The following is a 14,263-nucleotide window of genomic DNA, read 5'->3' as shown; positions in this document are numbered from 1 at the left end:
CCGGATCTACAATTTATCAAACATCAACTGCCTGCTAAATTAGCTTAATCCAAAAAAAATCCCGACTTTTGTTCCCCTTCAATAATCCCGAAATTCATGAAACTTTGTATTGCAGAAAAGCCCAGTGTTGCCAGAGATATTGCCAAAGTATTAGGTGCTACCACGCCTAAGCAGGGCTATATGGAGGGTAACGGATACTGTGTGACATGGACCTTTGGACACCTGTGTACCTTAAAGGAACCTCACGACTATGGCCCTCAATACAAATCCTGGAATTTATTTTTATTGCCAATTATTCCAGCCAGTTTTGGAATCAAATTAATACCCAATAAAGGCGTAGAAAACCAGTTCAAGGTTATTGAAAGATTAGTGGAAGAATGTGATGAGGTCATTAACTGTGGTGATGCCGGGCAGGAGGGAGAGCTGATCCAGCGATGGGTTTTACAGAAAGCAAAATGTAATAAACCTGTTCAGCGTTTATGGATCTCGTCCCTTACTGAAGAAGCGATTAAAGAAGGCTTTGATAACCTGAAACCGGCTGAAGATTATAAAAACCTGTATCTGGCGGGAAATGCAAGAGCGATCGGCGACTGGCTGTTAGGAATTAACGCAACAAGGTTATTTACCAAGAAATTTGGCGGTAACAAAGCAGTTCTTTCCATCGGAAGAGTACAGACGCCTACGCTGGCGATGCTTGTCCAGCGTCAGAAGGAAATCGATGCCTTCAATACGGAAGAATATTGGGAACTTAAAACCAAATACCGGGACGTTATTTTCAATGCAGCGATTGACCGTTTAAAAACTTTAGACCGTGCCGAAAAAGGACTTGAATATCTTAAATTAAACCCTTTTGAAATCGTCTCTTTTGAAATCAAAGAAGGAAAAGAAAAAAATCTGAGACTTTTCGACCTGACAGGACTTCAGGTGGAAGCCAACAAAAAATATGGCTATTCCGCAGAAAATACCTTAAATTATATTCAAAGTCTCTACGAAAAAAAGCACGTCACTTATCCGCGTGTTGATACCACCTATTTATCCGAAAGTCTGTATCCGAAAATAGAAGGTATTCTTCGCAAAATGCATTTTTATCAGGATCTGATTTCCCCATTGTTGGAAGCGCCTATTCCTAAGTCAAAAGCAGTTTTTGATGATGCAAAAGTGACAGATCACCATGCGATTATTCCAACTGAGGTTCCCCCTTCTCAAAATCTGAGCAGGGAAGAGAAACTCATCTATGATCTGATAGCAAAACGTTTTATTTCCGTTTTTTATCCCGAATGTAAAATTTCAAACACATTGGTGGAAGGAAAAGTAGGAACCATTCCTTTCAAAACAAGTGGGAGACAGGTTCTGGAGCCTGGCTGGAGAGCAGTTTATGCAAAAGAACCGAAAGAAGAACCCACGGATAAAGAAAAAGAGAAGGAAGAAGAACAGACCATTCCGGAATTTACCGTTGGGGAAAGCGGACCTCACGACCCAATGATTCACCAGGGAAAAACTTCACCGCCTAAACCCTACACCGAAGCAACTTTGCTGAGAGCGATGGAAACGGCCGGAAAACAAGTAGAGGACGAAGAATTACGTGAACTTCTGAAGAATAACGGGATCGGAAGACCATCCACCCGTGCCAATATCATTGAAACCCTTTTCAAAAGGAAATATATTGAAAAGAAAAGAAAAAATCTGATCGCCACTCAAACCGGGATTCAGTTAATTGATACGATCGAGGATGAACTTCTCAAAAGTCCTGAACTGACGGGAGAATGGGAACAGAAGCTCCGCAAAATTGAAAAGGGAGAATATGAAGCCAACCAGTTTAAAGAAGAACTGATCCAGATGGTTTCCGACCTCACCCGAAAAGTGGTCTATGGGAAAGGAAAAGTAATTATGCTGCAGGAAGAAGAGAAAGAAGAGGTTAAAGAAAAGAAAAAACGCGAGCCTGCCATAAAAAAAGAGCTTCAGTCCTGGGAAGAAACCCAATGTCCGAAATGTAAAGAACATCATCTGATCAAAGGTAAAACAGCAGTTGGTTGTTCCGATTTCAAAAACTGCGGTTTCAAAATTACTTTTGATATTTTCGGAAAAAAATTGTCGGACAAACAGCTTTTAGATCTTGTTTTAAAAGGGAAAACTTCAAAACTGAAAGGATTCGCAACCCATTCCGAAGCTTTGACGGAAGGCGTTCTGACGCTTGGAGAAGATTTCCAGGTACAGCTCAGTTAATCCATCCAATCATACATATTCAGTTTTATCGTATAGGCTTCCGTAATAATTAAGCTGTTCTTTTTATGGTCAGTTCTTACCTTAAGCGCGAAAATAGAGTGATATATTTCAACTTTATTTTCTGAATTTTGATGTGAAATCATATCACTTTGTTAAAAATCAATAAAATAATTCACTAAATGTTGTGTAATTGAAAGTAATTTTGGATATTTACTTACCAATTCAATTATATCAATTATGAAAAATCTAAGAAAATTAAGCAAAGGAGAATTAAAGATTATCAAAGGTGGAAATCCTCCTGCCGGATGCAATGGATGGAATCAAAAGGCCATGTGTTGCAGAGAATGGGCTGCTGACTATTGTGGCAATGCTACCTGCCCGGATTCGCCTCCTCCATTTTGCTAGTTAGCTTTCTCGAAAGCTATTGACAGATAAAGTTCCAGTGCCTTAACCTTATGGCATTGGACTTTTATTAAATAACCGGTCCACTCTTAATGCAGCTTCAATATATCTAAATTACTGTGAAACATTTAATGAGCATGAGTTTTTTCTTGTGTAGAAACGGAATTTGAACCTTTGACCTTTTGACTGTCAATCAGACGTACCGGAATTTTTCGATCAACCATGTTTAGATTCCTTACATCTGCTTGTTTATACTTTACCGGAAAAGTTTATCATACCATCCGCCAATGTCCTTCCTGATATCATCGTGGTATTGGCATAAGACCTGGGCCAATTCCAACTCTGATCTTTCGGATTTATATGTATTTAAAGTAAGATATCCGTAAAATTTACCGTCCTGATCGACAATAGCCGGTGGATAGGAAGCATAACTGCTCCACGGAGAATACGTGCTGTATGAACTTCCGTAGTTTCCATAACCGTTCCATATGGACTTTGAGCTGAATACATTCCCATAATCACTGTAGGAATTCCAGATCGAATTTTTATCAAAAGTATCACAGTTTAAGCAGCCCAGATATTCATCCTGGCCGGAACCGCCGTACAGATGTAACGTTTGTGCCTGAAAAATGCAGCCTATCAGAAGATTTAGAAATATGAAGATGTTTTTGTAATTCATTGGGCTATCTGTTTATCGCAAAGCTACTATTTTTTGTAAGTGTAATCTTCCCTAATAACCGTAGCAATTAAGATGTATTTTTTTAATCTCCCACGGATTTCCAGGATAACACAGATTTTATTCTAAACTTTTAGAAAATATGAAGTGCAGTGGAGATCATAAGAAATAAATAGTTAAGGAAAATCAAATGATTGCACCTTAAAAGTGAAGCTCTCCTTAATATTCTTAAAAACTTAAAAATGCTTAACGGTTTAAAATTTTCTTTTTGGCAGATAAAACAGATGGAGTCGATTCTTGATTATAGTCAAAAAACAAAGATTTTATGTAAAACTTGTCCCGAATTTTCTGGTATTTTAAAAAACATTTGTGTACTTTGTATTTGCATTCAGATTAAATTACACATCATGACGCCAGAAAAAAAGAAACTCATTACAGACAGTTTCAGCCGTTCCGAAACATTGAAATTCTACAATGCCGAATTGCTGGAAGTGGAAACAGGTTTCGTCTCCATCAAAATTCCCAAAATGGAGATGATGACCCGGAAAGCCGGAATGTTCAATGGAGCTATGATTGCATCGCTGGTGGATGTTTCTTCAGGATATGCTTCGGTAAGTCATTATAAGGAAGACTGTTATGTGGTAACGGTTGAACTGAAGGTCAATTATCTTCGTCCTGCACTGGGAGATGCCCTGGTATCGCGGTCCTACGTCATAAAAGGCGGGGCAAAGATCATTGTGGTAAGGACTGAAATTTATGTTCTTGATGAAAATACCGCTTCGGAGAGCCATGTTGCGACTTCGCTGGTGACCATGATGAGGATTAAATAAATACAGATGCAGTAAATATTCCGTAAATAAAGGTGTTAACAGCATTTTTACGGGGTAAATGGAACAGGATTTGTAACTTAAAAAGCATAACATTAAAAATAAAAATATGAACTTAATTATCAGACTATTTGTTACAGCAATTGTTGCGTATCTTCTGACCAAAGTCCTTCCCGGCGTACATTTTGAAGGATTTTCTTCAGCGATTATTTTTGCCATTGTACTGGGGGTACTGAATATTTTTGTAAAACCTATCTTGGGACTTTTAGGACTGCCGCTTACGATCATTACACTGGGATTATTTGCTTTAGTAATCAACGCAGTGATTATTTTGATTGCAGATTATTTTATAGACAGCATGGTAGTAGATGGCTTCTGGTGGGCATTGATCTTTAGTTTACTGCTGTCCTTTGTTACTTCACTGGCCAATTCCATGTTTTCAGATGGAGATTAATTGACCGGTACATAAACTTATATCACAAGTCTGCTGTTTTGTACAGCAGACTTTTTTATTGTAAAAATTAAACCCTGCATATTAAAATAAGTGGAGCTGTTTTGTCTGTCTTTATACTTGTCATTCCTGCTTTATCATTCATATCTTGGCGGTAACAATATCGTTAAAACTAAATCTTTGAGTTTCGCCCGATCCTGTTTAATCGTATTTGTCATTTTCAAAAATATTGTGCGGACTACAGAATACATCAAAACTTTAATGTTAATTCCTTCGCTCTTTTTATTTTAAATATTAACTTTGGGCATCTTTGAATTAAATAAAGGAATTGATAATCATGCTGATTTCATAGTTCCGTAAAATCAATATCAACATATGAAACTTAAGTACAGTCTGCTGACTCTGGCAGCTCCGTTTTTAATGAATGCACAACAGTTAATGACGCCTGAAATCCTTTGGACTTTGAAAAAAGTAGGAGTACAGGCAGTTTCTCCGGATCAGTCTTCACTTATCTATAAAGTAGGGCAGGTAGATCTGAAAACAGAAAAAACAAAAAATGAGAACTATTTTCTCAATGTCCTTAATAACCAGTCTTCCAAAATAGATTTCGGCAAAAAAGCCCTTATTCAATGGGATAAAAACGGAATTTATGCACAGGAAGGCGATAAAATTTTTCTTTCAAAAGACAATGGGAAAACCTGGTCCGAATTTTATACCATCGGGGAAGCTGATAATATCGTGATCTCTCCGGACGGTAAAAAAATTGCTTTCAGCAAACAGGTTCTGGTGGAAAAATTAATGGGGAAAGACAAATACAGCGATACCCCAAAAACTACTGGCCAGGTCTATACAGATCTGAACCACAGGCACTGGGATTATTTCAATGAAGGAAAATACAACCACGTATTTGTAGTCAATACAACAGATAAGGCAGAATCTGCAAAAGATCTTTTGGAAGGTAAAGCCTGGGATTCACCTCAGAGACCTTTCGGGGGAGCAGAAGATTTTATCTGGAGTCCGGATTCTTCTCAGCTTTTATACGTTACCAAACCTAAAAGCGGAAAAGAGTATTCTACAAGCACCAATACGGATATTTTTGCATACGACCTGGCTTCTGGAACCACAAAAAACATAACGGAATCCAATAAAGGCTATGATGTTAATCCAAAATTCAGCCCGGACGGGAAATCCCTGATCTGGCAGAGTATGGCCAGAGACGGTTATGAAGCTGATAAAAATGATGTAAAGATCATGGACTGGAAGTCTGGCAAGACAGCAAACCTTACTGCCGGCTGGGATGAAAGCGTTTCCGGAGATGTATTCTGGGGCGGAGATTCCAAAACCATCTATTTTACGGCAGCATTCCGAGGTACGAAACAGCTTTTCTCCTTAGATCCTAAAGCTGCGAAAGTACAGCAGATCACAAAAGGTGACTTTGATGTTAATGAAATATTCACCGACAATAAATCTTCACTTTTAGTAGGAAGAACAGACATCAACCATGCAACGGAACTATTCTCTGTCAATGTGAAAAACGGGGAAATGAAACAGGTGACCGAAGCCAATAAAGAAACTTATGCTAAACTGGCGCAGGGGAAATCCGAACTTAAAATGGTGAAAACAACTGACGGCAAAGAAATGGGCGTATGGTTCCACTATCCACCAAATTTTGACCCGAATAAAAAATACCCTACACTGGTATACTGCCAGGGAGGACCACAATCTGCCTTAACGCAATTTTTCAGCACAAGATGGAACTTCTCCCTGATGGCAGCCAACGGATATATCGTAGTGGCCCCCAACAGAAGAGGAATGCCGGGATGGGGAACAAAATGGAACGAAGAAATTTCTAAAGATTGGGGCGGACAACCGATGAGAGATTATCTCGCAGCAACAGATTTTGCAAAAACATTACCGTACGTAGATGGTGAAAGAGTAGCGGCAGTAGGAGCCAGCTATGGAGGATACAGCGTATTTATGTTAGCCGGAATCCACGAAAACAGATTCAAAACATTCATTGCCCACGATGGATTATTTGATATGAAATCCTGGTACCTTACCACCGAAGAGCTTTGGTTTGCCAACTGGGACCTTGGTTCCCCGTGGGAAAAGCCGCTTCCTAAAGCATACACAGAATTCAACCCAAGCAATTTTGTTGATAAATGGAACAAGCCTATCATGATCTTCCAGGGAGGAATAGATTTCCGTGTACCTTACGAGCAAGGACAGGAAGCTTTCCAGGCAGCAAAATTAAGAGGACTGAAATCCAAGCTGGTGTATTTCCCGAACGAAAATCACTGGGTACTTCATCCGCAAAACGGATTGGTATGGCAGAGAGAATTCTTCGATTGGCTGAAGGAAACTTTGTAATTAAAAATGTAAATGAAGAGACGGGAATATCAATTTCCAGATGTTCAAAATTCAATAGGAACGGGCTTTAGCCCGTTTTTTTATGGAATGATCCAACGGCTTTAACCAAATTTTATATATTTGAATATGCAAAACAGAATTTCCTCATTTCCGCCGGTCATTGACGACCAATCTGAAATTTTAATTTTAGGTTCGATTCCCGGAGTAAAATCTTTGGAAAAGCAGCAATATTACGCCCATCCGCAGAATAAATTCTGGACCATTATTTTTTATCTGTTCAATGAAGAATTGACCGAAGATTACACTGAACGGTTAAATATTTTAAAGAAACACCACATAGCCGTCTGGGATGTCATCGACTCCTGCGAGAGAAAAGGAAGCCTCGATTCCGAGATCAAAAATGAAGAAGCCAACCAAATTGCAGAACTTTTGGAGGAGCATCCCAATATCAGAGCTGTTTTCTGTAATGGTGGTAAATCTTACAAAAACCTGCAGAAGCTTTTAGGTAAAAATTACAGGCTGCCTATATTTCAACTTCCTTCCACAAGTCCTCTTCATACCGTTTCGTTTGATGCTAAATTGGAGGAGTGGAAGAAGGTTTTAGAGTACTTGCTGTAAATTTTTGTAAGCCTGTTTAAATGCATTCAATAAAAATTATAATGCAGAAATAATTACCAAAGAAACATATTCCTTTTGCAGATTTTTATAACTGAAATAAATCCGCTAAATCTGCGAGATTTTAAAAATTTAAACAATTTCTTGGTCTCTTGAAGATTCAACAGCTGCTTAATGTCAGAGAGCCTGAAAAGTCTTTGATGCGGATTGCACTTCAAAATATGGACAAAGAGGAAGGAAATTAAAAATGGCTGCCCGGTTTAGGAAGCAGCCATTTTATACGTTCAATTTTATATTATTTCTCTGTGAAATATACTTCCTCATAAGGCTGGATCAGTACCCATCCGTTACCGGAGAACTTCATCTGGAATTCCTCGCCGCTTCCTCTTCCGATAAGGCTTTTGAAAGAAACATTCGTTTTCAGATCGGGGCTTAAGTTTCCCGACCATGCCACTGTTGCATTAGGATCTGTAAAAACAGGATTGTCAGGAGTTACCATCAGTGTCAATGGTTCACCATGCGTTGTTATTGCAATATGCCCGGTTCCCGAAAGTTTGACCTGGAAAAGACCGCCAGCCATCATACCCGCAACACTTTTAAGCATGGTAATATCGCTTTTTACACTCTGCTCGTGGGCCAGAACATCATTTCCGTTCACACAAACCGATTCATTGTTCAGATAAAGGATTCGTACTTTCTTGCCCGAATCTGCCACATACAGTTTCCCGCTTCCTTCTGCTTTCATCAGTTTAGCTCCTTCACCGCTGATCGCTTTCTTTAAAAGATTGCCGATGCCCCCTGCCAGCATTCCCTGTCTCTCGAAATTGATGCCGCCTACATAGCCAACCATGCTTCCTCTTTTTGTCCATACCGCCTGGTTATTAAGGTTGATTTCTAAAAGATGCGGAGTTTCAAGTTCAAAATAATCTCTCTGCTGTGGATTTTCTTTAGTTTCGTTGACAAAAGCTTCCAGTGAATATTTGCTCATAAATGTAAAAATTTTAAATCATTCCAAAAATAACCTTTTATTTCTTTACAAATCACCGTAAATCACGGTTTTATATTTGATTTTAAATAATACTTGACAAAGGGGTGTTCAATGTCGTATATTTGCACACCGAAAATTACACTTGTAATTTTGAATAAATTTTTAAACCGTAATTTAAAAAAATGAAAACATCAGATTTTAATTTTGACCTTCCTGCGGAATTATTGGCAGAACACCCATCCGAACACAGAGACGAAGCCAGATTAATGGTTCTTAACAGAAAAACAGAAACTATTGAACATAAGCTGTTTAAAGATGTGGTTGATTATTTCGATGAGAAAGATCTATTCATTTTCAACAATACCAAGGTTTTCCCTGCACGTCTTTATGGGAATAAAGAAAAAACAGGAGCCAAAATTGAAGTTTTCCTTTTAAGAGAACTTGATAAAGAGACCAGAGTATGGGACGTTCTTGTGGACCCTGCCAGAAAAATCAGAATCGGGAACAAACTGTTCTTTACTGAAGACGAATCTTTGGTAGCTGAAGTTATCGACAATACTACTTCAAGAGGAAGAACCTTAAGATTCCTGTTCGACGGATCTTATGACGAATTCAGAACAAAACTGAAAGAACTGGGAGAAACTCCGCTTCCGAAATATATAAAAAGAGCAGTAGAGCCTGAAGATGCAGAAAGATACCAGACCATCTATGCGAAAGTAGAAGGGGCAGTTGCTGCACCTACAGCCGGTCTTCACTTCTCTAGACACCTGATGAAGAAACTGGAGATCAAAGGAATTGATTTTGCTGAAGTAACGCTTCATGTTGGTTTGGGAACTTTTAACCCTATTGAGGTAGAAGATCTTTCCAAGCACAAAATGGAGTCGGAAGAAGTGATCATCGACGAGAAAAATGCTGATATCATCAACAAAGCGGTAGATGCCCACAGAAGAGTATGTGCAGTAGGTACTACAACAATGAGAGCATTGGAAACTTCTGTTTCTTCAAACAGAAAAATCTCTGCTTTTAACGGCTGGACCAATAAATTTATTTATCCGCCTCATGATTTTGGAGTTGCGAGTGCAATGATTACCAACTTCCACACACCAAAATCAACATTACTGATGATGATCGCTGCATTTGCAGGAAAAGAGTTTATCATGCATGCATATGAAGAAGCTGTAAAAGAAAAGTATAAATTCTATTCTTACGGTGACGCAATGCTTATTTTATAAATAAATATCAGGTATAGGCTGCAGATATTGGTTTGTCTGTAGCCTGCAACCTGTCATCTGCAACCTATTACCACAATGAAAGATATCCGGGTTTTATCACTTGACCAGCTTAAAGACTATTTTTTGACTTTAGGGGAAAAACCGTTTCGTGCGAAGCAGGTTTATGACTGGTTATGGAGTAAAAATCTCCATTCGATTGATGAAATGACGAATCTTTCGAAATCTCTGCGCGAAAAAATTTCCGAAGAGTATACCATTAATCCCGTTTCTGTAGACCAGCTTCAGAGAAGCTCAGACGGAACAATTAAGAACGGTGTGAAGCTTCACGACGGACTGATGGTAGAATCTGTTCTTATTCCAACAGAAACAAGAACCACAGCCTGCGTTTCCTCACAGGTAGGATGCTCATTAAACTGCGAATTCTGTGCAACCGCACGACTGAAAAGAATGCGAAATCTTGAAGTTGCCGAAATCGTGGACCAGGTAGCTCTCATTGACAGCCAAAGTAAAATGTACTTTGAAAGACCCCTTTCCAATATCGTTTTTATGGGAATGGGAGAGCCGATGATGAACTACAAAAACGTAGTAGAATCCATCAGGAAGATTACTCAGCCTGAAGGTCTGGGCATGTCACCCAGAAGAATTACCGTTTCTACATCCGGAATTCCGAAAATGATCAAAATGCTTGCAGACGACGATCTGCGGGTGAAATTAGCATTATCGCTGCACTCTGCCATAGAAGTAAAACGGAATGAGATCATGCCGTTTTCTGATAAATTTCCATTAACAGATATTATGGAAGCTCTTCAGTACTGGTATAAGAAAACCAATTCTGTAATTACTTTCGAATACTGTGTCTGGAAAGGCATTAATGATGGAGACGAAGATATTAAAGCACTTATCAGATATTGTAAGCAGGTTCCTTCCAAAGTGAATCTTATACAATACAATCCGATTGGAGACGGAAAATATGACAAATGCAACAAACAGGCAGAAGAAAATTATGTTCGTCAGCTTGAAAATGCAGGAATTACTGTTATGATCAGAAAAAGCCGCGGAGGAGATATCGATGCTGCCTGCGGACAGCTGGCCAACAAAACAGCTGATTAAAATTTTATTAAAAACAACAGGATATTTTCTTAAAAATTTCTTAAAGCCTTACCTTTACAAAAACTAATAAGTAATGATGGATTACTTTATGGGCGAGGACGGGTTAGAGAATATCTATGCATGGTCAATTCCTCTTCATGCTACTGTCATTTTAGCTGAAATGATCTACAGCCACATTTCAGAGGCTAAACTATACAATGGAAAAGATGTTGCCACCAGTGTTTATCTTGCATTGATGAACTTCGGACTAGACCTGATCATGAAGGTATTTGCCATGGGCGTTATGTTTTTCTTTTACAACCATCGCCTTTTTACCTGGGATTTTACAGTAGGATATTGGTTGATCTGTTTTATCATTACAGACTTTGCTTATTATGTTCTTCATTATGTAGACCATCATTCCAGGGCATTCTGGGCAGTTCACATTACCCACCACAATTCAGAATATTTCAACCTGACGACGGGATTCAGAAGTCCGGTGCTTCAGCCGCTCTACCGATACCTTTATTTTTCTCCTCTGGCTTTTTTAGGCTTTAATCCCTGGCATATTATGGTGGTTTATGCAATAGGGCAGGTGTATGGAACCTGGGTGCATACACAGACCGTGAAAACGCTGGGGATTCTGGAATATATTCTGGTGACTCCTTCCCATCATAGGGTACATCACGCATGCAATATCAAATATCTGGACCGGAATATGGGAATGTGCCTGATCATCTGGGACAAGATATTTGGAACTTTCGAAAAGGAAGACCCTGATCTGCCTGTGAAATACGGAATCTATCCAAAAATGCCTGATAATAAACCGGATACCGTTCTTCTCTATGAATGGAGAAAGATATGGAAAGACATCAAACAACCCGGACTGAAATTTTCAGACCGGATTAATTACATCTTTAATTCTCCCGGATGGAGGCATGACGGAACGGGAAAAACAGTAAGGCAGTACCGGAAAGACTACCTAAAGAAGCAGGCTAAAAGACAGCAGGAACAGAAACGAAAAATAAAATCTGTCTGATGTATCTATTTTATTTAAAGCTATTTATAAATACTCATAAGAATTTTTCACGGGTGACTAGAACAGAACAGTTTTAGTCTTTTTCAATTGCCCGCAAACCCTTATTTTTACCCTATGAAAAAAATTCTCCTTCTCACTGCTGTTATCATTTTTCAGTCTTCATTTTCCCAGCAGACCGACTTTTTGAAGATAAGAAAATACCGGGTTGATTATTTAGAGGATAAGATCCGGGAAACATCCGGGCTCAGCATGATGAACGGAAAACTGTATACATTCAATGACAGTGGCAATGCTCCGGAACTTTTTGAACTGGATGAAGATTCTGGCAGCATTAAAAATACTTTTACAATCAGTAATGTCAAAAATAAAGACTGGGAAGCCCTTGCTAATGACGGGAAGAATTTATATATCGGAGATTTCGGAAATAATGGAGGGACAAGAAAGGACCTGGAAATTTATAAACTGCCTTTTAACAGCAATGAACCGAAGAATGATTCCATTACAAAAATCTCATTCTATTATCCGGAGCAGACAGAATTTATCCCAAAGTATACTGACAATGATTTTGATGCCGAAGCAATGATCTATCTCAACGGAAAGCTGCACCTGTTTACCAAAGAATGGAAATCAAAATCAACCTCTCATTATATCATTGATCCGGTTGTGTCTGAGAAACAAAAAGCCGAGAAAATAGAATCGTACAAAACTAACTTTGTGGTGACTGACGCTGCTTATTTTGACAGGAAGCTTTATCTCGTAGGGTATACCAAAAAAACGGAAGTCTTTCTGAATGTTTTCAGAGAAACAGAACCCGGGATTTTTTTTAAGGGACAACCTAAACATTATTATCTGGGAAATGCTCTGGCGGTAGGTCAGATCGAAGGTATTGCTGTCAACGAGTCCGGAATTTATATTTCGGGGGAAAAATTCAGGTCGGGATTGGGAAGCGCACAGCCTTCGCTGTATTTTATTCCAAAAGAACAACTCAAAGATTAATTTTGTCCTAAAATTGCGTGAAAAAAATTATCTTTGTGAGAATTAATAAGTATTTACCTTTCATTCACAGATTTTGGCAAACATCGTAGAAGAAATCAAACGACCGATCAATGAAGAAATGAAACTTTTCGAGCAGAAGTTTTACGAATCAATGCAGAGTAAGGTACCTTTATTAGATAAAGTAACCCGCTTTATTGTTACCACCAAAGGTAAGCAGATGCGCCCTATGTTCGTATTCCTCTGCGCAAAACTGATAGGTGAGGTCAACGAAAAAACGTACCGCGGAGCTTCAATGATCGAGTTGATTCATACCGCCACTCTCGTACACGATGATGTGGTGGATGAAAGTTTCAAACGGCGTAATTTTTTCTCAATCAATGCTTTATGGAAGAATAAAATTGCGGTTCTGGTAGGAGACTATCTTTTGTCAAAATCTGTATTACTTTCCACAGATCACAAGGATTACGATCTTTTAGGGGTGATCTCCAGGACGATCCGTGAAATGTCCGAAGGTGAGCTTCTGCAGCTGGAAAAAGCCAGAAAACTGGATATCACTGAAGATGTTTACTATGAAATTATCCGTCAGAAAACAGCCACTCTAATTGCGGCCTGTTGTGAAATAGGCGTTCTGTCCAATAACGCGGACGAAGCCCTTGCCAAAAAAATGATGAATTTCGGAACCTATACCGGGATAGCATTTCAGATCAAGGACGACCTTTTTGATTATTTAAGTTCAAATGTCATCGGGAAACCTGTCGGTATAGATATTAAAGAGCAGAAGATGACCCTTCCTTTAATCTACACGCTCAAAACGACCAGTGAAAAGGACAGGAAGTATTATTTCAATACCATAAAACGATATAACAACGACCAGAAAAGGGTGAAAGAGCTTATAGAATTTGTGAAAAGCTCCGGCGGTATGGACTATGCTATAAACGTGATGAAAGATTTTCAGCAGAAAGCCAAAGACATCCTGAACGAATTTCCGGATTCTGAACCCAAAAAATCTTTACACCTGATGCTGGATTACGTTATTGAAAGAAAGTTTTAAGATCAGATAATCTTTACGGTTACAATTATCACAGCCAGAACTATACAAAATAAAGCGGTTAAAAATAAATAATCCGCAATAGTCTCAAATTTTTTTTCCCGTTTTTCATTTTCTGTTCTGATTGCCAGGAACGAAAAAAAGCAGCTGCACGCAAACATTAGGCATGCTACGCCGGCAAATTCATCCAGATGTGTATTCCCACTGATTTTAGTGATTTTTAACGAGGTAATGATAATCAGGGAAAAACCTAAAAGATTGCTGGATGCATTCAGAATATGAGGCGACTTTTTTTCCATTATCTATA

15 protein-coding genes are annotated in these 14,263 nt (G+C 38.8%); 11 read left to right on the top strand and 4 right to left on the bottom strand.

The window, feature by feature from the left end; genetic code table 11:
* Nucleotides 1-96 precede the first annotated feature (96 nt).
* Entirely contained in the window at nt 97-2,223 is a 2,127-nt protein-coding gene (locus IX38_RS11675; protein ID WP_034705127.1) for a type IA DNA topoisomerase, read from the top strand.
* On the opposite strand, the gene IX38_RS23005 is transcribed toward IX38_RS11675, so the two are convergent.
* Nucleotides 2,220-2,366, bottom strand: a complete 147-nt coding sequence (locus IX38_RS23005) for a hypothetical protein (RefSeq protein WP_165570730.1) — start codon at nt 2,364-2,366, stop codon at nt 2,220-2,222. The two genes, IX38_RS11675 and IX38_RS23005, sit on opposite strands and share 4 nt — an antisense overlap.
* Before the next feature lie 94 nt (nt 2,367-2,460).
* On the opposite strand from IX38_RS23005, the gene IX38_RS23000 reads away from it, so the two are divergent.
* On the top strand, nt 2,461-2,628 hold the full coding sequence (locus IX38_RS23000) for a bacteriocin-like protein (protein ID WP_165570729.1): 168 nt from the start codon (nt 2,461-2,463) through the stop codon (nt 2,626-2,628).
* A gap of 253 nt (nt 2,629-2,881) precedes the next feature.
* On the opposite strand, the gene IX38_RS11670 is transcribed toward IX38_RS23000, so the two are convergent.
* On the bottom strand, nt 2,882-3,304 hold the full coding sequence (locus tag IX38_RS11670) for a hypothetical protein (RefSeq protein ID WP_034705125.1): 423 nt from the start codon (nt 3,302-3,304) through the stop codon (nt 2,882-2,884).
* Between the two features lie 404 nt (nt 3,305-3,708).
* On the opposite strand from IX38_RS11670, the gene IX38_RS11665 reads away from it, so the two are divergent.
* The 4 genes from IX38_RS11665 (at nt 3,709) to IX38_RS11650 (ending at nt 7,567) form a co-directional block, all read left to right on the top strand.
* Entirely contained in the window at nt 3,709-4,131 is a 423-nt protein-coding gene (locus tag IX38_RS11665; protein ID WP_034705124.1) for a PaaI family thioesterase, read from the top strand.
* A gap of 106 nt (nt 4,132-4,237) precedes the next feature.
* Nucleotides 4,238-4,582 carry a phage holin family protein gene (locus IX38_RS11660; RefSeq protein ID WP_034705121.1) on the top strand — a complete coding sequence of 115 codons (345 nt, stop codon included), beginning with the start codon at nt 4,238-4,240 and terminating at the stop codon, nt 4,580-4,582.
* A 372-nt stretch (nt 4,583-4,954) separates the two neighbouring features.
* On the top strand, nt 4,955-6,949 hold the full coding sequence (locus IX38_RS11655; protein ID WP_034705118.1) for a S9 family peptidase: 1,995 nt from the start codon (nt 4,955-4,957) through the stop codon (nt 6,947-6,949).
* A 126-nt stretch (nt 6,950-7,075) separates the two neighbouring features.
* Complete coding sequence (locus IX38_RS11650; RefSeq protein WP_034705115.1) at nt 7,076-7,567, top strand: DNA-deoxyinosine glycosylase; 492 nt, start codon at nt 7,076-7,078, stop codon at nt 7,565-7,567.
* A gap of 292 nt (nt 7,568-7,859) precedes the next feature.
* Here the strand turns inward: IX38_RS11650 and IX38_RS11645 are convergent, their stop codons facing one another.
* Complete coding sequence (locus tag IX38_RS11645; RefSeq protein WP_034705113.1) at nt 7,860-8,552, bottom strand: AIM24 family protein; 693 nt, start codon at nt 8,550-8,552, stop codon at nt 7,860-7,862.
* Nucleotides 8,553-8,734: 182 nt separating this feature from the next.
* Between IX38_RS11645 and queA the strand changes: the two genes are divergently transcribed.
* The 5 genes from queA to IX38_RS11620 all read left to right on the top strand — a co-directional run bounded on the left by queA (nt 8,735) and on the right by IX38_RS11620 (nt 13,959).
* Nucleotides 8,735-9,784 (top strand): tRNA preQ1(34) S-adenosylmethionine ribosyltransferase-isomerase QueA, encoded by a 1,050-nt coding sequence (gene queA / locus IX38_RS11640; protein WP_034705112.1) that lies wholly within the window; start codon nt 8,735-8,737, stop codon nt 9,782-9,784.
* Nucleotides 9,785-9,859: 75 nt separating this feature from the next.
* Nucleotides 9,860-10,894 carry a 23S rRNA (adenine(2503)-C(2))-methyltransferase RlmN gene (rlmN, locus tag IX38_RS11635; RefSeq protein ID WP_034705110.1) on the top strand — a complete coding sequence of 345 codons (1,035 nt, stop codon included), beginning with the start codon at nt 9,860-9,862 and terminating at the stop codon, nt 10,892-10,894.
* A 73-nt stretch (nt 10,895-10,967) separates the two neighbouring features.
* A complete protein-coding gene (locus IX38_RS11630) occupies nt 10,968-11,912 on the top strand; it encodes a sterol desaturase family protein (RefSeq protein WP_034705108.1) in 945 nt (314 codons plus the stop codon).
* A gap of 114 nt (nt 11,913-12,026) precedes the next feature.
* Nucleotides 12,027-12,908 carry a hypothetical protein gene (locus tag IX38_RS11625; protein WP_034705105.1) on the top strand — a complete coding sequence of 294 codons (882 nt, stop codon included), beginning with the start codon at nt 12,027-12,029 and terminating at the stop codon, nt 12,906-12,908.
* 73 nt (nt 12,909-12,981) lie between these two features.
* On the top strand, nt 12,982-13,959 hold the full coding sequence (locus tag IX38_RS11620; protein ID WP_034705104.1) for a polyprenyl synthetase family protein: 978 nt from the start codon (nt 12,982-12,984) through the stop codon (nt 13,957-13,959).
* Between the two features lie 2 nt (nt 13,960-13,961).
* Here IX38_RS11620 and IX38_RS11615 read toward each other — a convergent pair whose 3' ends face one another.
* On the bottom strand, nt 13,962-14,255 hold the full coding sequence (locus IX38_RS11615; protein ID WP_034705102.1) for a hypothetical protein: 294 nt from the start codon (nt 14,253-14,255) through the stop codon (nt 13,962-13,964).
* Between the last annotated feature and the right edge of the window lie 8 nt (nt 14,256-14,263).

Origin of the sequence: Chryseobacterium luteum, assembly GCF_000737785.1 — a bacterium.
GTDB classification, from domain to species: Bacteria; Bacteroidota; Bacteroidia; order Flavobacteriales; family Weeksellaceae; genus Chryseobacterium; species Chryseobacterium luteum.
This window is presented reverse-complemented; position numbering and strand designations above follow the sequence as displayed.

Coding starts and splice junctions, on each gene's coding strand:
- IX38_RS11650 (WP_034705115.1), top strand. CDS start 7,076: ATGCAAAACAGAATTTCCTCATTTCCGCCGGTCATTGACGACCAATCT.
- IX38_RS11645 (WP_034705113.1), bottom strand. CDS start 8,552: ATGAGCAAATATTCACTGGAAGCTTTTGTCAACGAAACTAAAGAAAAT.
- IX38_RS23005 (WP_165570730.1), bottom strand. CDS start 2,366: ATGATTTCACATCAAAATTCAGAAAATAAAGTTGAAATATATCACTCT.
- IX38_RS11670 (WP_034705125.1), bottom strand. CDS start 3,304: ATGAATTACAAAAACATCTTCATATTTCTAAATCTTCTGATAGGCTGC.
- IX38_RS11630 (WP_034705108.1), top strand. CDS start 10,968: ATGATGGATTACTTTATGGGCGAGGACGGGTTAGAGAATATCTATGCA.
- IX38_RS11665 (WP_034705124.1), top strand. CDS start 3,709: ATGACGCCAGAAAAAAAGAAACTCATTACAGACAGTTTCAGCCGTTCC.
- IX38_RS11625 (WP_034705105.1), top strand. CDS start 12,027: ATGAAAAAAATTCTCCTTCTCACTGCTGTTATCATTTTTCAGTCTTCA.
- queA (WP_034705112.1), top strand. CDS start 8,735: ATGAAAACATCAGATTTTAATTTTGACCTTCCTGCGGAATTATTGGCA.
- IX38_RS11675 (WP_034705127.1), top strand. CDS start 97: ATGAAACTTTGTATTGCAGAAAAGCCCAGTGTTGCCAGAGATATTGCC.
- IX38_RS11660 (WP_034705121.1), top strand. CDS start 4,238: ATGAACTTAATTATCAGACTATTTGTTACAGCAATTGTTGCGTATCTT.
- IX38_RS23000 (WP_165570729.1), top strand. CDS start 2,461: ATGAAAAATCTAAGAAAATTAAGCAAAGGAGAATTAAAGATTATCAAA.
- IX38_RS11615 (WP_034705102.1), bottom strand. CDS start 14,255: ATGGAAAAAAAGTCGCCTCATATTCTGAATGCATCCAGCAATCTTTTA.
- IX38_RS11655 (WP_034705118.1), top strand. CDS start 4,955: ATGAAACTTAAGTACAGTCTGCTGACTCTGGCAGCTCCGTTTTTAATG.
- rlmN (WP_034705110.1), top strand. CDS start 9,860: ATGAAAGATATCCGGGTTTTATCACTTGACCAGCTTAAAGACTATTTT.